Source organism: Nocardia sp. PLKS1-43 (genome assembly GCF_059510335.1).
The window spans coordinates 25,431-46,784 of the sequence record NZ_JCAJZQ010000013.1 but is presented as its reverse complement, the minus strand read 5'-3'; the positions used below and the strand labels follow the sequence as shown (position 1 = coordinate 46,784).

15 protein-coding genes and 1 riboswitch are annotated in these 21,354 nt (G+C 66.1%); of the genes, 5 read left to right on the top strand and 10 right to left on the bottom strand.

Annotated features, from left to right (window positions below; genetic code table 11):
* Window positions 1-19: 19 nt before the first annotated feature.
* From AC5WS7_RS32755 to AC5WS7_RS32745, 3 genes are all read right to left on the bottom strand, one after another.
* On the bottom strand, window positions 20-1,309 hold the full coding sequence (locus AC5WS7_RS32755; protein WP_495958484.1) for a hypothetical protein: 1,290 nt from the start codon (window positions 1,307-1,309) through the stop codon (window positions 20-22).
* A gap of 553 nt (window positions 1,310-1,862) precedes the next feature.
* Window positions 1,863-3,740: an NRAMP family divalent metal transporter gene (locus tag AC5WS7_RS32750; protein WP_495958483.1), complete on the bottom strand. Its 1,878-nt coding sequence runs from the start codon at window positions 3,738-3,740 to the stop codon at window positions 1,863-1,865.
* A complete protein-coding gene (locus tag AC5WS7_RS32745) occupies window positions 3,737-5,068 on the bottom strand; it encodes a magnesium transporter MgtE N-terminal domain-containing protein (RefSeq protein WP_495958482.1) in 1,332 nt (443 codons plus the stop codon). The genes AC5WS7_RS32750 and AC5WS7_RS32745 overlap by 4 nt, the downstream gene beginning before the upstream one ends.
* A gap of 183 nt (window positions 5,069-5,251) precedes the next feature.
* A riboswitch (M-box (ykoK) riboswitch) is annotated at window positions 5,252-5,427 on the top strand.
* Window positions 5,428-5,793: 366 nt separating this feature from the next.
* Here AC5WS7_RS32745 and AC5WS7_RS32740 point away from each other — a divergent pair.
* Both AC5WS7_RS32740 and AC5WS7_RS32735 read left to right on the top strand, forming a co-directional pair.
* Complete coding sequence (locus AC5WS7_RS32740) at window positions 5,794-6,534, top strand: DUF8020 domain-containing protein (RefSeq protein WP_495958481.1); 741 nt, start codon at window positions 5,794-5,796, stop codon at window positions 6,532-6,534.
* A gap of 296 nt (window positions 6,535-6,830) precedes the next feature.
* Entirely contained in the window at window positions 6,831-8,582 is a 1,752-nt protein-coding gene (locus tag AC5WS7_RS32735; protein ID WP_495958641.1) for an NRAMP family divalent metal transporter, read from the top strand.
* A gap of 59 nt (window positions 8,583-8,641) precedes the next feature.
* Here AC5WS7_RS32735 and AC5WS7_RS32730 read toward each other — a convergent pair whose 3' ends face one another.
* Together AC5WS7_RS32730 and AC5WS7_RS32725 are read right to left on the bottom strand one after the other, a co-directional pair.
* Complete coding sequence (locus tag AC5WS7_RS32730) at window positions 8,642-9,157, bottom strand: DUF3558 domain-containing protein (protein ID WP_495958640.1); 516 nt, start codon at window positions 9,155-9,157, stop codon at window positions 8,642-8,644.
* 349 nt (window positions 9,158-9,506) lie between these two features.
* Window positions 9,507-11,423 carry a potassium transporter Kup gene (locus AC5WS7_RS32725; protein ID WP_495958639.1) on the bottom strand — a complete coding sequence of 639 codons (1,917 nt, stop codon included), beginning with the start codon at window positions 11,421-11,423 and terminating at the stop codon, window positions 9,507-9,509.
* 351 nt (window positions 11,424-11,774) lie between these two features.
* Between AC5WS7_RS32725 and AC5WS7_RS32720 the strand changes: the two genes are divergently transcribed.
* Entirely contained in the window at window positions 11,775-12,494 is a 720-nt protein-coding gene (locus AC5WS7_RS32720) for an MgtC/SapB family protein (RefSeq protein ID WP_495958480.1), read from the top strand.
* 63 nt (window positions 12,495-12,557) lie between these two features.
* Window positions 12,558-14,366, top strand: a complete 1,809-nt coding sequence (locus AC5WS7_RS32715; protein ID WP_495958479.1) for an ArnT family glycosyltransferase — start codon at window positions 12,558-12,560, stop codon at window positions 14,364-14,366.
* 430 nt (window positions 14,367-14,796) lie between these two features.
* Here the strand turns inward: AC5WS7_RS32715 and AC5WS7_RS32710 are convergent, their stop codons facing one another.
* Both AC5WS7_RS32710 and AC5WS7_RS32705 read right to left on the bottom strand, forming a co-directional pair.
* Complete coding sequence (locus AC5WS7_RS32710) at window positions 14,797-15,204, bottom strand: hypothetical protein (protein WP_495958478.1); 408 nt, start codon at window positions 15,202-15,204, stop codon at window positions 14,797-14,799.
* A complete protein-coding gene (locus AC5WS7_RS32705; protein ID WP_495958477.1) occupies window positions 15,201-16,190 on the bottom strand; it encodes a hypothetical protein in 990 nt (329 codons plus the stop codon). The genes AC5WS7_RS32710 and AC5WS7_RS32705 overlap by 4 nt, the downstream gene beginning before the upstream one ends.
* A gap of 459 nt (window positions 16,191-16,649) precedes the next feature.
* Here AC5WS7_RS32705 and AC5WS7_RS32700 point away from each other — a divergent pair, with 459 nt between their 5' ends.
* Window positions 16,650-18,056 (top strand): ATP-dependent nuclease, encoded by a 1,407-nt coding sequence (locus AC5WS7_RS32700; protein WP_495958476.1) that lies wholly within the window; start codon window positions 16,650-16,652, stop codon window positions 18,054-18,056.
* 54 nt (window positions 18,057-18,110) lie between these two features.
* Here the strand turns inward: AC5WS7_RS32700 and AC5WS7_RS32695 are convergent, their stop codons facing one another.
* From AC5WS7_RS32695 to AC5WS7_RS32685, 3 genes are all read right to left on the bottom strand, one after another.
* Window positions 18,111-19,322: a site-specific integrase gene (locus AC5WS7_RS32695; RefSeq protein WP_495958475.1), complete on the bottom strand. Its 1,212-nt coding sequence runs from the start codon at window positions 19,320-19,322 to the stop codon at window positions 18,111-18,113.
* Between the two features lie 142 nt (window positions 19,323-19,464).
* On the bottom strand, window positions 19,465-19,818 hold the full coding sequence (locus tag AC5WS7_RS32690) for a transposase (protein WP_495958638.1): 354 nt from the start codon (window positions 19,816-19,818) through the stop codon (window positions 19,465-19,467).
* Window positions 19,819-19,821: 3 nt separating this feature from the next.
* Window positions 19,822-20,664, bottom strand: coding sequence for an IS110 family transposase (locus AC5WS7_RS32685; protein WP_495958474.1), 843 nt, complete (start codon window positions 20,662-20,664; stop codon window positions 19,822-19,824).
* Window positions 20,665-21,354: the final 690 nt, after the last annotated feature.

Sequence of the window (21,354 nt, the reverse complement as noted above, 5' to 3'; positions counted from 1 at the left end):
CCACCGGGCGAGCGGATCCTCACCGGTTGTAGCGGATCACCAGGATGTTCTCGCCCTGCCGTGGGTCGGTGGTGGTGCCTGCGACGAGGACCTTGCCGTCGGGTTGGACGGTGACGGCGTTGGCGTGGTCGGCGTGGGTGCCCAGGTTGGTGGAGACGGTGCCGCCGTGTCCGGAGGTGGTGTCGGGTGTGCCCTCGGCGGTGTAGCGGGCGAGGGCGATGTTGTCGCCGGTGGTGGTGCCGTGGCTGGTCCCGGCGGCGACGAGGGCGCCGTCCGGCGCGATCGCCAGGGCGTAGGCGATGTCGGCTTTGCCGCCGAAATCGGTCGATGCTGTGCCGTGATCACCGAAACTGGTGTCCTGTCTGCCCTCGCGGGTGTAGCGCACGAGCAGGAAGTTGTCGCCCTGGGCCGGATCGCGGGTGGAGCCCGCGATCACAATGCGCCCGTCGCGTTGCACAGCCACGGCGTTGGCGTGATCGGCCGCCGTACCCGCATCGGTGGACACGGTGCCGCGGTCACCGAAACCGGTATCGAGCACACCGGCCGAGGTGTAGCGGGCGAGGGCGATGTTGTCGCCGGTGGTGGTGCCGTGGCTGGTTCCGGCGGCGATGATCTTGCCATCCGGCTGGATCGTGACCGCGTTGGCGACATCTGCTTTGCCACCGAAGTCGGTGGACACCTTCCCGCCCGAACCGAACCCGGTATCGAGCTTCCCGTCCGGGGTGTAACGCACCACCACGAAGTTGTCGCCCTGGGCCGGATCCGGGTCACGAGTGGATCCGGCCACCACGATCTTCCCATCGTGTTGCAGGGCGACGGCGTTGGCGTGATCGGCCGCGGTGCCCAGATCGGTGGAGACGGTGCCGGCGTCACCGAAACTGGTGTCGAGTTGGCCGGCCGGGGTGTAGCGGGCGAGGGCGATGTTGTCGCCGGTGGTGGTGCCGTGGCTGGTTCCGGCGGCGATGATCTTCCCGTCGGGTTGGACGGCGACGGCGTTGGCGACGTCGGCTTTGCCGGCGAAGTCGGTGGAAACCTTTCCGGCCGTGCCGAATTCGGTGTCCAGCGTGCCGTCGGGGGTGTAGCGGACGACGGCGAAGTTGTCGCCCTGGGTGGGGTCCTGGGTCGAGCCGGCGACGACGATCTTGCCGTCGGGCTGTACTGCGACCGCTCGCCCGGTGTCAGCGCGTGAACCCATGTCGGTGGAGACCATCCCGCCGGTGCCGAATCCGGTGTCCAGCACGGTCGGGGTCGTCGAGTGCGAGGTCGAGCACGATGCCGCGGCCAGCACGGTGATCACGCCGAAACCCAAGCGGCGCAGTGAATTTCCAGTCTTATCCGGGACACACAGCAATGCAGCTACCTCATTTCGATGAGTCGGATCGGGGTAGAGCGATTGATCAGTGAACAGCCGGCAAGCGCGGGGACAGTATGGCCGCCCGAGGACCGTGTGCGTCGTCGAATGACCACGGCGCAGTCCCCGCGCGGCGTGTCGGCCGCCCATGTCACGGACGTTGCCTCGGGGAGCGCTGTGACCACGTCTCGCTTGTCATCGGACCAGGTCATTAGCGCTATCGTGGTCGTATCGACTTGTTCGGGCAGTAGCGGTCAACCGATATGACCCCGCGGGGCGAAGGGCGGTGGTGGCTGTGCGTGCAGCGGCGTGGCTGGTGTCGAACTTCGGGGCCTTACCCGGTCATATTCCTGACTATTCACGCTCGGAAGTGCTGATCGGGTCGGCGGTGTTGCTGGTGTTGCTGGTGGGGGTATCGATTGGACTACTGGTAGCGAGTCGGCACGGCCACGGCGGGAGTCACTGGCCGTCCGGGTGGTTTCACCGGCCTGGCCGTTGATCGTTTCGCGGGTCAGTGTTGTCCGAGTTGGATGGCTTTGACCAGGAGCAGGATTGCGCCGATGACGAGGTAGCCGCGCAGGGCGAGCATGCCGAGTTTGGTGCCCGCGGACCAGGTGACGGGTTCGAGCAGGGTCAAGGGCGGCATTCGCCAATGGTCTTTTTCGGCTGTGTCGACTCGCGGCGGGGCAGGTGGGGCGGGTGAGCGGCGCTGCAGCCATTTCAGCAGGGCGGCCGCGACCACTGCGAGCACCACCAGCGCCACCGCGAGGTATTCGGCGACGGTGACGACGTCGAGGTGCGGGAACAGGGTGGTGGCCATCAGGATGCCCGACAGCAGCAACAGGACCCCGACGATCAAACCGGCGACAAGATTGAGCCAGGTCCGGTTCACCCACGGCCCCAGGACTTGCGGGTCGTTGCACAACAGCAGCAGGAACACACTCGCGCTGGGCAGCAGCAGCCCGGCCAGGGCCTGCACCGCGGTGGTGATCAAACCCAGCGGGGCGCCGGGGATCAGCACGATCACCGCGGCCAGGGCGACCATCGCGATGTAGGAGACGTAGAACTGTTTCGCGTCGCGAAAGCCGCGGTGCAGGGAGTGTTTGATGCCGAACACGTCGCCGAAGGCGTAGCTGGTGGACAGCGTCACCGCGGCGGCGCCGATGATCGAGGCATCCAGCAGCACGATCGCGAAAATCGGCCCCAGCACCCGATCAGCCTGCCCGAGCAGGTGTGCGATGGTGCCCGCGTCGAGGAACTTGCCCTGTGTGCCGGTGGCGCGGGCGGCGTAGTCGGCGGTCATCATCAGCGCGGCCGCGCCGATCACCACGACGAACGCCCCGAGAGTGGTGTCGGCGCGCTCATAGCCGATGAACCGTGGGGTGATGCGTTTGTCGACGATGTTGGACTGCTGGAAGAACAGCTGCCACGGCGCCACCGTGGTCCCCACGATCGCGATGATCAACAACACCGCATCGGAGGTGACCCCGCCGCGCACACCCGGCACCACGAAATCGCGAGCGGCCCGCCCCCACTCGGGATGCGAGAGCAGCAGCATCGGGATCTGCAGCAGGGTGATGAGAATGAACACCATCATCGCCCGTTCCCAGCGCCGGAAACTCCCCGAGGCCATGATCGCGACCAGGGCGACCGCGGCAATCGGCACCACCACGTACTTGGAGATGCCGATGTAGTCCGCCGCCAGGGTTACCCCGATGAACTCGGTGACGATGGTCAGAAAGTTCAGGACGAACAGGTCGCCGACGGAGAACCAGCCCCAGCCGCGCCCGAAACGCTCGTTGATCAGCCGAGCGTGCCCGACGCCGGTGACCGCCCCGAGCCGCACCACCATTTCCTGGTTGACGATCAAGACCGGAATCAGCAGCAGCAGCACCCACAGCAGGCTGTAGCCGTAGTTCTGCCCGGCCTGGGCATAGGTGGCCACACCGCCGGCGTCGTTGTCCCCCACCATCACGATCAGGCCGGGCCCGACGATCGCCGCGAGGGTCAGCAGCCTGGTCCGTAGCGTGCGGGGCCGGTCGGTTTCGGTGACATCGATGCGGCCGAACGCGCCCTCGATGTTGCCGAGATGCGCCGAATCCAGAACCGCCGAGGGGCGCGCGGGCGGGGCCGTCCGAGACTTCGGCGGTGCGGGCTCGACCCGCGGAGCGAGACTGACCTGCGGGGGCGGAGCCGACGGCGTGCCGGATGCCCTCGCTGTGTCCGGGTCGTGCTCTGGGGCGGGCGGATTCGCAGGCGCCGAGTTGTCCGGCCCCGCGGCCTGTGAGGGGGCAGCGGTCGGCGGCGTGGTGTCCTGGCCCTGCGGGTCACGCTGTTGTTCGGACGCAGTTTCCATCGGGGTGGAGCGGCTTTCGTCGGCGTCTGTCATAGTGCTGAGCTGCCGTCGGACACGTCGGCGGCAGCGACGGCGCGCGGTGCGGGTTCACGGATCGGGCGGGGCGCGGGCTCGCGGCGGCGCCAATCCTCGGGAATAGTCGCCTCGAGCACATCGTCGACAGTGACGACGCCGAGCACACGGTCGGTGTCATCGACCACCGGCACCGCGTAGAGGTTGTAATCGGCCATCAGCAGGGCAATATCGGTCACATCGGTATCCGGCGTGACCCGGACCGGATCGGTATCCATCAACTCACGCACCAACGTCGCGGGGTCCGCCTGCAACAACAGGATCACCGAGACAACGCCGATCAACCGCCCCTCGTCGAGCACGTGCACCTTCAGCAACGCTTCCGGCTGCACCCCCCGCGCCTGAGCTATCACCGAGAGCGCTTGTGCCGCAGTCGAATCAGGTCCACAGGATGCGGTGTCGACATTCATCAGCCCGCCGGCGCTATCGGGGTTGAACCCCATCAGCGTGATCACCTTGGCGCGCTGAGGAGCCGGCATGAGATCCAGCACCTTGCGACGCCGCGACTGCCGCAGATCGGCGACCGCGTCGGCGGCATCGTCGGCGCGCATACGAGCCAGTACTGCCGCGATCTCGGCATCGGACTTCTCGTCGAGCAGGCGGCGCGCCTCCTCGGGGTCGAGTTCTTCGAACACATCGGCTTCCAGCTCCGGGTCGCCGTGCACGTGGTCGAGGATTTCCCCGCGCTCGGTTTTGTTCGCCTCCTCGAGCAGGTCGGCGATCTGCGCCGGTTTCAGCGCCCGCACGCGCACCGCGAGGCGGCGCTGCGTCGAGGACGGGGTGTGCCCGATCAGCGGCTCGAACGATTTCCAGTCCCGCTGCGCGTGCCCCTCGCCGGGTTTGATCAACCCGAACAACCGGGCGGGACGCCGCGTATCCAGGCGCGCCAGCACCCAACCGGAATCGGTCTCGTCGAGTTCCACGTCGTACGCCCGTACCAGTTCGGCGGCGGCGACATCGATCAGGCGGTGCCCGAGAATGTCCGCACGCAACAGCACCTCGCCGTCGCGGCGCTCGAAGGCACGCAGATCGACCTTGTTGCGAGACAACACAATTCGATCCGAGCGCAAATCCTCGACGGTGCGGGCCGGGACGAACACGCGCCGCCCTCCGACACCGACCACCACACCGGTGATCGGCGGATACGCCTGCCCGCCCGTCAGGCGCACCACGAGATCCTCGACCCGGCCGACAGTGTCACCCGACGCCGCGACTACCGGAGATTTCAACAACCGTGACAACGAGATCGTCGCCGTCCCCGCGGGTAGAGCGGATATGGGTTGGGTCATGGCAACTCCCGAGTCGGTGACCATGTACGGACAGGCCTTCGGCTTGCATTGTGCCCCCTGTTCGGAGTTTCCGCGCAGCGAATACGGTCAGCAGTGGATGTCCATACCGCGAATAATTCTTCAGCGACAGCCATTTCCCGATTTGACGAACCCAGCCGGGGATGTCACGCTGATGAACGTTGAACAGCACCTCGCTAGGCGAGGCTCCTGTACGAACACAGGCCGCTGATCCGACGACGTCGAGAGACGCCCAGGGTTAGGACAGATCTCCCCGGATTAAGGGGTGATCCCAAGCGGCTTCCCGCCCTGGTGGCGGGATACGTCGTGCAGTGCCGAAGCTCTGACGAGAGGGGTGCCCGCCACCGGCGTCTGCCGCGGCGAAATCCTCGTGTGCACTGGTGACGGCGCCCCCGCGCGCCCCGGCCCCGAGGAGGTGAGGACGACCATGGCCCCGGCGATAGTCCGCATCCGAGTCCCGAGTCGCTCCCCCCGCGATCCGGGCCGACACACAGCACACAACACTGACATCACCTTTCTCGATCGCGTCCGAGGCGTAATGCCGGACGTACAATTCGTGCTGCCATTTTTCGAAATACGGAACTCGGCATAGGTTTTTAGGAATCCGCCGAAATCATTCATTGCAGACATGGCTGCGTCATTCCACGTCTGTCGATGCCGCACGCGCACCGCACAAGTCGTTGCCCCGAAACATTAAAGGCTTGTTCATGAGGAAGCTCACCAGCTACACCGTCGCCGCCGCAGTGGTACTCGGCGTCTTCGGTCTCGACGTGCCCGACTCCCACGCCACCCCAGTGCGGCCGAATCCGGTGGCAGCCCAGCACGGCACCCCGCAGCAGGGGATCCACTGGACCGCCGACCGGGTCGGTGGCTCTGTGCTCATCACGACCGATCTGGGCTCGCTGACCACCCGCGACGGACAGTTCCAGGTGCTGGACCCCACCGGCACGATCGTCGCGGGACTTCCGCTGGCCTACCAGCTCGGCGGCAAGCAGTTCCCGATCGCCGCGCGCGTCGAGGGCAACACCGCGACCCTGACCCCCAGCCTCGACCCGGCGACCGCCACACCGGTGACCATGCCCGCGACACCGCCCGCCGGGCTCGTCCGGCCAGTCGACGCGCAGGCCGATTTCGACACCAACGTCGGGCGGGCAGCGAACCAGTTCGGCCTGGCCACCGGCGCCGGTGCGCTGATCGGCACCATCGTCGGCGGTGTGGGCGGATGCGTCGCGGGCGCGGTCGTCGGCGCCGTGTTGATGACCCCGATCTTCGTCCCGGGCTGGGTGGGCAGCTGCCTGGCCGGCGCGGCCGCCGGGATCGCTCTGGGCGCCGCCGCCGGAACCGTGCTGCTGGGCGTGCCAGTCGGAATCGGGTCGGCGATCCAATTCTTCCAGATGCAGAACACCCCCAAGCCCACCTCGGCTCGGGCATCGGTCGCCAGCAACTGAGCGCACAGGGGCCAATACCCGCTCTACACCGCATCCCTCGGCGGCCACCACCACCCCTGAACTCCGCAGCAGCCGAAACCAACTCGGCCGCATCGGATGTGCCGTGCGTACCGGTACCGCCACCGGTGCGCCCGCAACCGCTCCACCACCTGATGAAGCAAGTCCCGGCGAGCCTCGGCCACCGGCAGGACGCCAGTAGCAGCTCATTCCCGACAGGTCCGAACCGCCCCCGATCGGGCGATTGGTCCCGGGATTTGCACTGCTACATGTGATTTCATGAAATGGAAGTAACCGCGATGGTCTCCTTCTCCGGCGGCACCTCTCGCCGCAACACCAGCGACGTTTCCCCGACGGCTACCGCAACGACGCACGGCGCCGTCCTGGATTCCGCTCACATCGGCGATATCACCGGTGCGCTGGGCACAATCGGCCGGCACGACACCACCGAGGGCCGCACCCGCTGGCAGCGCTTGCGGATGCTGCTCGCGGTGCTCGGGCCCGGTCTGATCGTCATGGTCGGCGACAACGACGCCGGTGGCGTGGCCACCTACGCCCAGGCCGGGCAGAACTACGGCATGGCGCTGGTATGGACCCTGGCCCTGTTGATCCCGGTGCTGTACGTGAACCAGGAAATGGTGGTCCGCCTCGGCGCGGTCGCCGGTGTCGGACACGCCCGGTTGATCTTCGCGCGCTTCGGCAAGTTCTGGGGCGCGTTCAGTGTGGGTGATCTGTTCATCGTCAACGCGCTGACCATCGTCACCGAATTCATCGGCGTCACCCTGGCACTGAACTACTTCGGTGTTCCGCGCGGGATCTCGGTGCCGCTGGCGGCGGTGCTGTTGTTCGCGATGGTCGCCGGCGGGTCCTTCCGGCGCTGGGAACGGTTCCTGTTCGCTCTGATCGCGATCAACATCGTGATGTTCCCGCTGGCGTTCCTGGTGCACCCCAGCGTCTCTGCCACCGCCAAGGGCATCATCCCGTCCTTGCCCGGTGGCTTGAACTCCACACTGCTGATGGTGATCGTATCCATCGTCGGCACCACCGTCGCACCGTGGCAGTTGTTCTTCCAGCAATCCAACATCGTGGACAAGCGCATCACTCCGCGGTGGATCCGGTATGAGCGGATCGATCTGTGGGTCGGGATCGTCGTGGTGATGGCCGGTGCGATCGCGATCATGGCCGCTGCGGCGTTCGGGCTGGCTCCCTCCGCGTTCGGCAACTTCACCGACGCCGCTGCCGTGGCCCAGGGGTTGCACGACCACCTCGGAACGTCCGCCGGCGCCCTGTTCGCGATCCTGCTGCTGGACGCCTCCCTCATCGGCGCCAACGCGGTCGGCCTGGCCACCACCTACGCTCTCGGGGACACCCTCGGCAAACGTCACTCGCTGCACTGGAAGATCACCCAAGCGCCCCTGTTCTACGCCGGTTACGCAGTGCTGCTGGCCATCTCGGCAGCAGTCGCGTTCAGCCCGGACCACGTACTGGGCCTGCTGACCCAGGGCGTGCAGGCCCTGGCCGGGGTCCTGCTGCCCTCGGCCACGGTGTTCCTGGTGCTGCTGTGCAACGACAAGGCAGTACTGGGGCCCTGGGTGAATACCACACGGCAGAACATCGTCGCCGGAATCATCGTATGGTCGCTGGTCCTGCTGTCCTTGGCCCTGACCGCGGCGACGTTCTTCCCGCACCTGTCCACCCGCATTCTCGAAATCGGCTTCGGCGCAGGCGCTGTGGTCGGGGTACTCGGCGGTCTGGGCATCGCGTTCGCCAAGCAGCGCGGTGAGCGCGCGGCGGCCGAGCGGACCGCGGCCGAGTTGGGTGGCCTGGATCCCGACCAGATCGAGGAACTCGACGACACCACGCTGACCCGCACCGAACGCAAGCACGTGCTCGAGCAGGACCGCGACATCTGGCGTGCCCCCGCCCTGGACACACTCGAGCGGCCGGCCTTCTCGCCGCTGCGCACCGCGGGCATGATCGCCCTGCGTGGTTACCTGCTCATCGCCGTCGTCCTGGTCGGGGTGAAGATCGTCCAGCAGATCACCGGCTGACCGCAGTACCGTGGCGGCGGCGAAGGCCTCCCTGCCTCGCCGCCGCTTCGGTGCTCCGGTCAGATACCGTCCACGAGCAGGGTCTGGCTCATCAGTGTCAGCGCCGAGCGGCACGGGTCGGTCGGGCTGGTGGTGTGGCTGCGATTCTGCACCCACCAGGTGACCACCCCGGTATCGGCGGCGCTGACCCCGCAGCTCCCCGGGTCGCGCGGGTCGTGCCAGTAGAAACCCGCGAACCTGCGTTCCACGAACTTCTCGACCCGGTAACCGTTCTCGCCCGCCAGTTGCGCCTCCCGCCCGAGGGTGTCGCTCTTCATCCAGGCGTACGTCACATCCACCAGCACCCCGCCGCCGGCTTGGGCCGAGCCGGTCCACGTACACATCGTCGGCTGGGTTTGCTGCCGCACCGCGGACACCCCGACCATCGCCGCGATGACCTGGTCCGACAGCGGCCCACACCCGGCCAGGAAATTCGGGTCCTGGACCGGCCGGTCGGGCGCGCCCGATCCTGGATGGTTCGAACACCCCGCCACCGTTCCCATCAGCAGCGCCGCCGCGGCCAGCCTGCCCCACATCGCATGCACAACCTCATCCTGCCCTCCCTCACCCCGCTCGGCCAAGACATTCACGGGTTCTCGGCCAGGCATCGGACCATGGCGGGGTATCGACACATCATGCGAGGAAGGATCACACACTGACCGACCGCCGCTGGTCCCCCATCGCCCCGGAATTCAACAGGTACGCGAGCGGTTCGCCTGTGCTCACCAGGGGGAGGCCGAGAGCGAACCATGTCCAGGACGTGGTCTTCGTCGGCTATCGCGGCTGGAATTCGATCCGCTCGATCTGAGCTGTCGCGTCCAGCGGTGATCACGACCTTGTCTGGCAGCGCGACGATCGCGCTGCCAGGATGGCCGCGGGCGCGGGTCATATCTCGATCTGTGAACCCATGATGACCGTGCGTTCGCGGGGCAGCCCGAAGTATTCGGCGGCGTCGGCGGTGAGGTAGGAGGTGGCGATGAACAAACGCTTGCGCCACCGTGCCATGGATGGCGCGCCTCCGGCACGCAGCTCGATCTTGGACAGAAAGTAGGAGGCTTCGTCGAGATCGAGCCGTCCCTCGGTGTCGGCGGGATCGATCCCCTCCAGCGCGGCCGGGACATTCGGTGTCTCCATGTACCCGTAGCGGGCGGTGACGTGGATGATTCCGTCGTCGCCGTGGCCGAGGTTGTCCACGGCGATGCGTTCGCCGTCGAGTAGCCGCGGGACTGGTTCGGTCTGGATGGACAGGACCACGATGTGTTCGTGGCGGACGTGATTCTGTTCGACGTTGGCGCGCATGGCCAGCGGCGCGGTCTGCTTGCCACGGTTGAGGAAGACCGCGGTGCCGGGCACCTTGACGGTGGGCGGCCTGCCGGCGGCGAGGTCGTCGACGAATACGCGCAGCGAACCTTCCCGGCGTTCCCGCTCCGCGGTGACAACGTGACGTCCGCGCTGCCAGGTGGTCATCACCGTGAAGGCGGTGAGCGCGATCAACAGCGGCAGCCACGCGCCGTGGACGAGTTTGGTGAGGTTGGCCGCGACGAACAGCAGGTCGATGATCAACAGCGGAACCGCGCCGAGCGAGATCAGCCACCAGCAGGTTCGCCATTTCACCCGGGCGACATAGAAGAACAGCAGAGTGGTGATGGTGATCGTGCCGGTCACGGCCATACCGAACGCGAACGCCAGCGCGGTGGAGCTGCGGAAGGCGAACACCAGCGTCAGCACCGACACCATGAGCAGCCAGTTGATCCACGGCACGTAGATCTGTCCGATGGTGGATTCGGACGTGTGGGTGATACGCATCCGAGGCAGGTAGCCGAGCTGCGCGGCCTGGGAGGTGACCGAATAGGCGCCGGTGATCACGGCCTGCGAGGCGATCACGGTGGCGGCGGTGGCCAGCAGCACCGTCGGCAGACGTCCCCATCCGGGCACGAGCAGGAAGAAGGGGCTGGCGATATTGGCCCGGTCGTCCAGGATCAGCGCGCCCTGTCCGAAGTAGCTGAGGATGCAGGCGGGGAATACCAGTAGCAGCCAGGCGCAGGTGATCGCGCGGCGACCGAAATGCCCCATGTCGGCATACAGGGCTTCGGCGCCGGTGACCGACAGCACGACCGCGGCGAGTGCGAAGAAGGCGGTGCCGAAGTGCCCGAACAGGAAACCGAGCGCATACGTCGGCGACAGTGCTCGCAGAATCTCGGGATTCCTGGCGATGCCGCCGATCCCGCAGGCGCCGATCGCGGTGAACCAGACGATCATCACCGGACCGAACATGCGCCCGACCACCGCGGTGCCGCGCCGTTGCACCAGGAACAGGGCCACGATGATGATCGCGGTGATCGGTACGATCAGCCGCTCCAGCGAAGGCTCCACGACCTTGAGCCCCTCGACCGAGGACAGCACCGAAATCGCGGGAGTGATCATGCTGTCGCCGAAGAACAGCGAGGCCCCGAAGATTCCCAGCGCCGCCAGCACGAGCGCGACGCGTCGTCCCCGCGATGCGCTCGACCGCCGCAGCAGGGTGATCAGGGCCATGATGCCGCCCTCACCGTCGTGGTCCGCGCGCATGGCCAGCAGTACGTAGGTGATGGTGACGATGATCGTCACCGACCAGAACACCAGCGATACGACCCCGAACACGTTGGTGCTGCTGACCGGAACCGGATGCGGATCGTGCGGATCGAACACCGTCTGCAGGGTGTAGATCGGGCTGGTGCCGATATCACCGAACACTACCCCCAACGCGCCCACGATCAGCGCCAGGCGAACCGGACTGCCCGCCCCCGCACCGTGCCCGGGGATCGCTGTGGTCGCGGATGGACTGTCGGTCACCGGTCGGGCCCTCCTCGGTGCGGCTGCTGTCGGGATGCTCACGCATCCACGCGGACACTACCGGCCCACCGGGGGCACGGCACGGTTCCCCGGCCGGGGCTGCCGAGCCCGCTGATCGACCCGACCTCGGCAACGTCCGGGCCTGACAACAAGGGGCACACGCGATATCGGGCCGACGCTGTATCGAATGGGGGCGTTGTGGTTCCTCGGGCGTTCCAGGAGCGCGAGTGTTCACCAGATGGTCATCACGAGTTCCGATGTGCCGGATTCTGGTCAGTAGTCTCCGGCGCAGGGGCGAGCACTGGTCGGGAAGGGATCGCGATGGCTGTCTGGGAGATGCTGGTAAGGCTCGGCGCGGGCGTCGGGCTGGGAGCGGTGATCGGGTTCGAGCGCCAATACCGGGCCCGCATGGCCGGATTGCGGACCAACGCGCTCGTCGCAGCCGGAGCAACGCTGTTCGTGTTGTTGTCCGCGCACGGCTTCTCCGGCGGCAGCGCCGACCCCACTCGGGTTGCCGCGCAGATTGTTTCGGGAATCGGTTTCCTCGGCGCCGGTGTGATCATCCGGGACGGTCTGAACGTGCGCGGGCTCAATACGGCGGCGACGTTGTGGTGCGCGGCGGCGGTCGGTGCGCTGGCGGGCGCGGGCATGTTCGACGTCGCCGTGGCCGGCACGGTGGCGGTCGTGGTGGTGAACATCGCACTGCGGGCGGCCGGGCGTGCGGTGGACCGTCATCCCGAATCCGGCAGCGAACGGTCGGTGACATATGTGTTCGCGGCAACCACCGATGACGAACACGAGCCACAAGTGCGGACACTGCTGGTCCAGGCATTGACACGCACCGACTTTCAGATGGTCTCGGTATCCAGCAGCAACAGCACAGTCGCCGGTCGAGTGGAGGTGCAGGCCCGGCTGACCGGGGAACAGCGCGACGACCGACAGATGGAATCGGCGGTCAGCAGGCTGAGCCTGGAACCCGCCGTCACCAGCGTCGGCTGGCAGATCAGCGATTCCGCCGCGGAACATTCCGACGAACTGTGACCGCAGCGATGCTCAGGATTCTCACCGGGTGAGCACAGCGCATTCGGTGGTGACTGTGCCTGAATGGTCCGCGTGCTGACTTCCTCCGAGCTGACTGCGCCGCCACCGGAATCACCACCAACGCCGACCGCGCCGCGGCCCCGGGATCGGCTGGGGGTGATCCTGTTGCTCGGCGGCACCGCGATCGCATATCTGTGGAATATCACCGTCAACGGCACGGGCAACGCGTTCTACGCAGCCGCGGTGTGGTCGGCGACGCGGAGCTGGAAGGCACTGCTGTTCGGGTCGCTGGATCCGAACAACGTCATCACCGTCGACAAACCACCGGTCTCGCAGTGGGTGATGGGGCTCTCGGCGCGGTTGTTCGGATTCGGCAGCGCCTCCGAGCTGGTCCCGCAGGCGCTCATCGGCGTGGCTACCGTGGCGGTGCTGTACGGCGCGGTGCGACGTCTGGCCGGCCCCGGGGCGGGCCTGCTGGCCGGAGCGTGCTTGGCGTTGATGCCGGTGGCCGCGTTGATGTTCCGGTTCGACAAGCCCGATCCGGCGATGGTGCTGCTGATGACGGCCGCGGTCTACGCGCTGGTCCGGGCGCTGCCGGCGGCGAGTACGCGCTGGCTGGTGCTGGGCGGGATCGCGGTGGGCTTCGCGTTCCTGGCCAAGATGCTCGAGGGACTGATGGTGGCCCCGGCGCTGTGCGTGACCTACCTCGTCGCCGCACCCACTCCGATCCGGCGCCGCATCGTGCAATTGGTCACCGCGCTGGCGGCGCTGGTAGTGTCCTCGGGCTGGTATGTGGCGCTGACCATGCTGTGGCCCGCTTCCTCGCGGCCGTACATGGCAGGGTCCACGAACAACTCGTTCATGAATCTGGTACTGGGCTACAACGGATTCGGCCGCGTGCTGGGGCATCGCCCGCACTGGAGCGGACCGGTGCACCACGGTGTGCCACCCGGTCCGGCCCGGCTGTTCACCGGTGAATTCGGCGCCGAGATCAGCTGGCTGCTACCGACCGCGCTGTTGGCCTTGATCCTGCTGGTGGCAGCACGGTGGCATGCGCCGCGCACCGACCCGATCCGGGCAGCTGCCCTTCTGTTCGGGCTCTGGCTGATCATCGACGGCGGCGTGCTGAGCTCCATGACCGGCATCGTCATCCCGTACTACACACTCTCGATCGCACCCGCCGTAGCCGCACTGGCCGCGATCGGAGCCTGTGAGATGTGGCGGACACGCGACACCGTATTCGGCCGAATCGGTTCGGCTACACTGGTTTTCGTCTCGGGCTTCTGGGGATTCTGGCTGCTGCACCGCGATGAATCGTGGTTGCCGCCATTGCGGTGGATTCTGCTGGCGGTATCGGTATGCGCAGCCGCGGCACTGGCGCTGCCGCTGTTACCCCGGCGCGTCGCGGCCGTGATGCTGGCCGCCGCGACTGTGGGCGCTCTCGGTGGCTCGACCGCGTACACACTCGCCACCCTCGGTCAGCCACACCAGATCCGGCTCACCGCCGGACCCAGGGTCCACGACAACGGCAGGCCGAGCCCGGCCTCGAACCCCCGCCTGCTCGCTGTGCTGACCCGAACGCACTCGAAGTGGTCTGCGGCCGTGGACCATTCGGAGAACGCAGCCGAACTCGAATTGGCTTCCCGCACACCGGTGATGGCGATCGGCGGATTCGGCGGCAAGGACCCGGTGCCCACCCTGAACCAATTCATCGACGCCGTCCGCGATCACCAAGTGACCTACTACCTGGTCGTGCACGCCGATCACCGCCCCACCGCCCACACAAACATCAAACGCTGGGTGGCAGCACATTTCACGCCGATCCGGCTCGGCGGCGTCACCGCCTACGACCTGTCGGCCTATCACGGCTGAGGCCGTAACCCGCACAGATACGGGTGCTTCGCTGCAGGGACAGGCGGGCCTGGTCCACGCAGGGCACCCGTCCGAAGGGCCTGCGCCAGAGCATCACTCGACCCAACGGCGGACGCCGCGGTTTCAGCGCAGACACTTGATGAAGCGGATCTCGTGCTGGCCGCGGAATCTGTGCCGTAGAACCTCGATGGGCGATCTCGCGAATCTCTTCCGGGTCGATGCGGTTGGCGGACTCGCCGTTCGGGGTGAAGAACTCTTTGATCGGCAGGCGTCTGGAAGACCGTGTTGCCGCCGGTGAGAGAGCGTGACTTCAGCGTTGGACAGGCCGTGTCGTTGCTGGGCGAACCAGTGTCACGGTCGGGCGGCTGGGGGCTGGCCGGGTACCGGGAGGGGCTCAGCAGGGGCCGATGATGTTGTGACGGGTGTTCGGCTAGGTGGACTGGCGGGAGATCGGGACGACGGTGGCGCGCGGGTGGACCAGCTTTTCGCGGAGTTGGTGGTTTTCCAGGGTGAGTTGGTTGACTACGATCACGAGCGCGGGGACGTCGGCGCGGAGCTGGGCGAGTTCGGCGTTCTTGTTGGCGATCGTCTTCTTGAGCTTCACGATGGTAGCCCGGAGCTGCGCTTCGGCTTCGGACGTGGCGCCGCGGACCGCGGCGCGCGCATAGAATTCATTTCTCAGGTCGGGGTGTCGTTGTGTGAGCGCGTTTCTCGGGACGTCGGCTTCCAGCGCCAGGGCGACGACGGTCAGTGCGCCGTTGGAGTGCTGGGGTGTGCCGTCCAGGATGCGGTCCATCGCGGCGCGAATACGGTCGCGCTCGTCGGGTGCGGGATTCATCCGACGTCCTTATCGGTGTCGTTGGCTAGTGTGATGCGGGCGCGGTCGTGAGTGTCAGCGTAATTGCGCAGCTTGTCGGCGTTGGCGCGTAGCCGGTCACTGAGTGGGCCGGGTGTGTGCGCTGCGCGTTGAGTGAGAAGGTTTGCGCGGCGGCGTAATTCGCTCGCGTGCTGGTCGGTGCGGATCATGTTGCCGCAGCCTGGGACGCAATGGTCGAGGCTGGGTGTGTCCTTGATTTCGTCGCGGTGGCACAGTGCTCGTTCGCGTTTGTAGCGGCACAGAAGGATTGCTTGGGGGTTGTCGTAGATCATCGCGTCCTGGTTCGCCAGCAGGCGCCGCGCGGTGGTCGCACTGATTACCGTGCCCGCAAAGCGGGATGCTTTCGTAGCGTCGGTGATTGCGGTGCGTGCTGCAGGCCCGGAGACACCGCCGCCGGCTTGGAGGTCGTCGTGAAGTTCGGCGACAGTGTCGGCGACGGCGCGGACGGTCTCGATGTCGATGAGGTCGTGGATGCCGCCGCGGCTGCGCGAAGCGTATCCGCCGGTCGCGAACGCGGATCGCATGTGCCCGTATTGGATAGCGAGTGCGACATGGCCGTTGGGGCGGCGAGCGATGTGCCAGGCCAGGGACCGGCGAAAGCGCATCATCCCGATGTTCCCGTGCGGGTCCGCAGGAATGGTTTCTTCGGCCAGGCCGTGGGCGAGGGCTTGCTTGTTTGCCCAGGTGAGGAAATCTTCGATGCGCTCGCGGATGCTGGCGTCTTTCAATGAGCCGGTCCTAACCGCGACCTGCTTGCGGTCGTGGAGGCGGCTGTCGAACAGCAGGTACCCGTCGGGGACCATGCGTTCCAGCACGCGGATGGCGTTGACGACCGGGGTGATGGCGACCAACGGCACGTCGCGTTCCACGCCTGCGGAGATATGGTTTCCTTCGTCGTCGGTAGCGGTTTTGTAGACGGGGCCGCGGATCAGATGCCGGCCGATCACGCCGTGCTCGTCGGGTTCGGGATCAGGACAGCATCCGCTGCGCAGGCCCAGGACTACTGGTGGAGAGTAGGTATTCCGAGCATGCACTATTCCTCCGGCTTTGCCTGTGCCGGTCGACCCAGTTCGGAGTGCGTCGAACAGCCCTGTCGTAACAGCTCACCGTGGGATCTTGCGGCCTAACTCATGGACACGAGCGACGAGGTCTTCGTCTCCGAGTCCCGCTGCCCGGGTGGCCAGGTCGGCCAGGACTGATGCACTGCGCAAAGGCCCAACTGTTCTCAGGGAGCCGCTGCATGGCTGTTTCCGTAACACCGGTGCTAGGCTGGCTGGCCGCAGCGCACGAGGATTCCACCGCTCGTGCTCATCCGAAGGTGGGCTGACCTGAGTAACTATCGAAGCGAGATCCGCGACAGCGACATTCAACGCCTGAGGGATAAGGTCGTTGCTAACAATTACGGTATGTATTTGCGTCGAGTAACGCTTACGAAGGTTCGACAGTTTAGTGATCGGCTCATCAGCTTCGACTTTCCGGTGACAGCTTTGATCGGCCCGAATGGTGGCGGTAAGACTACGATCCTGGGAGCTGCTGGCCTAGCATATAAGGATATCACCCCAGGCACGTTTTTCGCCAAGAGCGGTCGCTACGACGCCAGCATGAAAAATTGGTCTATCGAGTACGAGATCATCGACAAGAAAAATAATCCTCGCTTGGCGTTTCAGCGGACAGCGAGCTTTCCTCAGCTCAAGTGGAATCGCAAGGCGCTCGCTCGGCCGGTCCACTACTTTGGCGTATCTCGAACGGTCGCGGCCACAGAACGGCGAGAGTTGGTCAAAGCGATCGGCAACATGTTCGTTGCCGCAGAGGAAATCGCACTGTCGGACGAGGTTATCACTGCAGTTGAGAGGATCCTCGGCAAAGACATGCAGGGATGCAATCGTTTGCGAATTGCCCCCGGGGGCAAGGCGTCGATGTTTGCTGTCCGTAACAGCCATGGGACCGAGTACTCCGAGTTCCACTTCGGTGCTGGAGAAGCCAGCGTCGTGCGGATCGTGTCGGAAATTGAACAGGCACCGGACAACGCTCTCATCCTGATTGAGGAGATCGAGAACGGTCTGCATCCTGTCGCGACCCGCCGAATTGTCGAGTATCTAATCGATGTCGCCCTGAGGAAGTCCTGTCAGGTAGTGTTCACAACCCATAGCAATGAGGCATTGGCTCCGCTTCCATCCATAGCAATCTGGTCGGCATACAACGGCGAAGTTCTTCAGGGCAAGCTCGACGTTGGGGCTTTACGGACAATAACAGGTCAGATCGACGCCAGGCTCGCGATATTCGTGGAAGACTCATTCGCGGAGCTAATGGTAGCTTGCGCTCTCCGTTATTATGGCCAAGTCGAGGTCGATGCCATTCAAATCCATTCCATGGGTGGCGAGGCGCCAGCACGGAAGGTTAATGAACAGCACAACATCGACCCCTCGGCCCAGTTCCCGTCCGTGTGCATCCTCGACGGTGATCAAAGCGAACGCGTCGATCCCGAAAAAGGTGAATTCAGCTTGCCTGGCGCGGGCCTTCCGGAAGCTCATGTATTCGATCTGGTGTTAGACAACATCGACACCCTGGCCAGCAGGCTGGCAGTCTCGCTGCAACTACCACCCGAGGCCCAGAACAGGGTGAAGAAGGTGGTTCGCGACCGCGCGCTCACCAATGCCGACAGACACGTGATATTCGTGCAGATCGGCGAGGACCTTGACTTCACCTCCGAATTGGTGGTTGCCAATGCATTTCTCGCCATGTGGGCCCAGTATCGGCCGGACGAACTTCGCAGTTTGATCGACAGCTTCGAAGACAAGTTGCCGATGCGCTGAGACCGGCGGATCGTTGATCGCCTCATTCTGCTGGTGTAGGGCGTCGGCGACACTCTATTCCCCGCCGTGATCGGCTGCCTCCGCCTGCTCGGCGGCTCGGGCGGCGAGGTAGTCGGTCCAATCTCCTCCGGCATAGTCGACCCATCGAACTGCCGTGTGGATGTGCATGCCGAGCAGATCAGCGATCACGGCCGCGGGCAGATCGGCCGCGAGGGCGGCGAGAGCGCCGTTGCGGGCGGTGCGGACGTTGATGCCGTAGCGGGCGAGCCGGGTGGTGAGTGCGTGGTTGGCGATCGGCTGGCCGGGGACGAGACCCGGGAATAGCTTGCGAGGGCGTTGCTTGTCCTCGGGGATGGCCAGCCGACGTTGTGGGTCGTCGCCGAGCTTCCGCAAGAGTTTCGCCAGTCTGGGTGGGAGAAGGATAGGTCGGTGGCCTGCGGTGAGGAAGTCGTGACCGTCCCGGCGCATGAGTTGGTCAGCGGTGAGGTGTCGGACCCGCTCGGTGGAGAGCCCGAACAGCAGAGTCAGCGCACCGGCCGCTCGGACGTCGACCGGCAATTCGACATCGTCGAGGCACTGCTGCAACAGCCGCCAGCGCTCCTCGTCCCCGAGCAATTCGGCGGGCTGTTGACGCGGAATCAACGGCACGACAAGGGTTTCCGTGATCTTCCGCTTGGATGTCCAGTTGAGGAAGTAGCGGACGAGGTTGCGTCGGTGGGTTCCGGGCTCGTCGAGCCAGCGGTCCAGGTCGGGTTGGCGGAGAGTTGCCAACGTCAGGCCCTGCTCATCGAGCCAGGCAAGCAGGTCCAGCGCGACGAAGATGCGGCGGCGGAGAGCTCGGCCAGCAGAAGCGGGAAATCGGCGGACGCTCGCGCGGCTGCGGGCGCGCCGCAACAGATGCCAGTGCAGGAATGGTCGGATGAGGTTGGCGTGCTCGGCGGGTTTGCCGATCAGGTAGTGGTCAAGCCATGCTGGCAGCCGATCCAGGTCCTCATGACGTTCGGGCAGAATGCCGGTCTGGGTCAGCATCTGCCGGATGTAATGCACATTGCGACTCGGCGGGAACTCGTCGAGAAGGTCATGACTCAGTGCCCTGCCGTCGGCGACGAGCCGGGCGAGCAGACGGGCGTTCGGGCTGTAGTCGATCCAGTGGATCTGTTTGAACGGGCTCTCGGTTCGGGTGAGAGCCTCTGCGAGGGACTGGAGTTCGGGCGAAACTTCACCACCAGGTCCGGCCAGCAATTCACGCACTCGTTCGGCGAGCACGCAGTAAGCACATCCCTCCCGGCCGTAGGGATTCCCGGCTCGTCCGCATCGCCGGCATGAGTAGTCGCTGTCGTATCCGGCGCAGGGTCCGCAGATCCCGTTGCCCTTGGAGTCACGGCCGATGAGTTTCCTGAGTCAACCCCTATGCCGCGATCTGCTGGTCAGCGGCGGTATGCCGGTCCGGGTTGTAGGCAGTGTTCGTGCGCCAGCAGGCCCAGATGATGCGCAGCCAGGAACGGCCCAGGGTCCGCAGCGCGTGCGGGTGGCGCTGGCCCCGAGCACGGGCCTCGGCGTAGCGGCGCATGGCCCAGGGATCGCCGCGGCGGCTGTTGTCGAACCAGATGTGCAGGGCCTGGCGGGCCCTGCGGTTGGTGGCGTGCCGGAACGCGACGGCATGAGACTTGCCCGACGCGCGGGTGACCGGCGCGACGCCAGTCTCGGCGGCCAGTTGATCGAAACTGGTGGCGCGTTCCAGGATCGGGCCGACCTCACCGATGATCTAGGCCAGGTTCAAGGTGCCGACCCGCGGCAGATCTGTCAGCAGCCGGGCATACGGGTGCGCGGCGACGACCTCGGCGATCACCGCGTCGAGCGCGTCGATGCCGTTTTGCAAAGCGCGGACGACCGCGACCTGGGCGTGCACCAGCTGGGCGATCACCGCTTCGCCGAGGCGGCCGACCGCGACCGGCGCCTCGCGCAAACGGGCCAGCAGTTGCGTGCCGGAGCGCCGGCCGCTGTAGCCGCGGGCCTTGCAGAACTGCTCGAGCCGGGCAGCGGACAGCCGTGCGGCGGACTGACGGGTCGGGTAGCGGTCGAGGAACTCCAGCGCGATCGTCGAATGCAGTTGCGCGAAAACCGTTTTCCCGCCGGGCCAATGCTGATCGAGCAAGGCGGCGAGCTGGTTGACCGCGGCGATCCGCAATCCCAGCTGGTCGTCGCGTTGCCGGGTCAGTGCCTGCAGCTCCAGAGTCTGGGGCAGGGTCGGGCGGACGGCCGGCAGGCGGTGGATATCGGTGCGGGAGTAGTCGGCCAGTTTGAACGCGTCACCGGGATCGTTTTTCGCCCGTGCCGCGCCCCAGCGGGGCCGCGCAGCGTGGAAGGCGTTGGGGTGCACGGGGATCACCGGGTGCCCGGCCGCCAGCAGCCGGTCCACGACCAGGCCGCGGGTGGTTTCGATCGCTACCGGCAGCTCGGCGGGGTCGCCGTGGGCGGCGAGTCTGGCAAGTGCCCGGGTGATTCCGTCCTCGGTGTGGGAGATGGTCAACCGGTCGATCCGGGTCCCGGTGTCGTCGATGACACACACGTCGTGGGCGGTGTTTCCCCAATCCCATCCGGCGAACAACAGGGGTCTCCTTCGAGGTCGGATTCGCACCTCGCCGGTGGAGAGGACCGCTGCCGGAAGCTCACTAATCGGCCCTCGATCGGGCGTGTTCCTGATGCCGGTCCGCGGCCCTCGGCCCGGCGGGGCTGGCAGTTCTCATCGTGGCCATCAAGTGGCTCGCAACGAAGGCCATGCACCCACCGGGACCGAGAGGTCACAACCCTAACCGATAGGGCCGCAGAAGGGATGGTGCCCTAGTGAGCACCCGAGTGGTCCGGCAGTTCGCGCATTCGCGCGGGTCACGCAGCACGGCGTTGTAGCAGTGGTCGCAGACCGGTCCTATGGGCCAGTGGGCGTTGATTCCGCGTTGCTGACCGCAGCGGCAGCAGGTGTGAGTGGGCCTGCGGTAGCAGGCGCTGCAGATCGGGCGGCCGGTGCCGACTCCGTGACAGGGGCGTAGCCGACCGCAGTTCGAGCAGGTCGCCTTCGGACCGCGGTAGCAGCTGTGGCAGAGATCGGGCTGATCACCGTCGGCGTTGCGGGCGATTGTGCGTTCGCGTCCGCAACGCCCGCAGATTCGGCGAGGACGTCGAAACCTGTTGTAGCACAGGTGACAACAAGCTCCCTGGTCGTCGAGGAGAGCGGCCGGCTTGGTCTGACCGCAATGTATGCACCGGTGCTGTGGACGCTGCCAGCAGCGCTGGCAGAGCG

What these genes read in the sequence shown, in the direction of transcription:
- AC5WS7_RS32750 (WP_495958483.1), bottom strand. Translation starts at nt 3,740, where the DNA reads ATGACAGACGCCGACGAAAGCCGCTCCACCCCGATGGAAACTGCGTCC.
- AC5WS7_RS32745 (WP_495958482.1), bottom strand. Translation starts at nt 5,068, where the DNA reads ATGACCCAACCCATATCCGCTCTACCCGCGGGGACGGCGACGATCTCG.
- AC5WS7_RS32740 (WP_495958481.1), top strand. Translation starts at nt 5,794, where the DNA reads ATGAGGAAGCTCACCAGCTACACCGTCGCCGCCGCAGTGGTACTCGGC.
- AC5WS7_RS32735 (WP_495958641.1), top strand. Translation starts at nt 6,831, where the DNA reads ATGGTCTCCTTCTCCGGCGGCACCTCTCGCCGCAACACCAGCGACGTT.
- AC5WS7_RS32730 (WP_495958640.1), bottom strand. Translation starts at nt 9,157, where the DNA reads ATGTGGGGCAGGCTGGCCGCGGCGGCGCTGCTGATGGGAACGGTGGCG.
- AC5WS7_RS32720 (WP_495958480.1), top strand. Translation starts at nt 11,775, where the DNA reads ATGGCTGTCTGGGAGATGCTGGTAAGGCTCGGCGCGGGCGTCGGGCTG.
- AC5WS7_RS32715 (WP_495958479.1), top strand. Translation starts at nt 12,558, where the DNA reads ATGGTCCGCGTGCTGACTTCCTCCGAGCTGACTGCGCCGCCACCGGAA.
- AC5WS7_RS32710 (WP_495958478.1), bottom strand. Translation starts at nt 15,204, where the DNA reads ATGAATCCCGCACCCGACGAGCGCGACCGTATTCGCGCCGCGATGGAC.
- AC5WS7_RS32700 (WP_495958476.1), top strand. Translation starts at nt 16,650, where the DNA reads ATGTATTTGCGTCGAGTAACGCTTACGAAGGTTCGACAGTTTAGTGAT.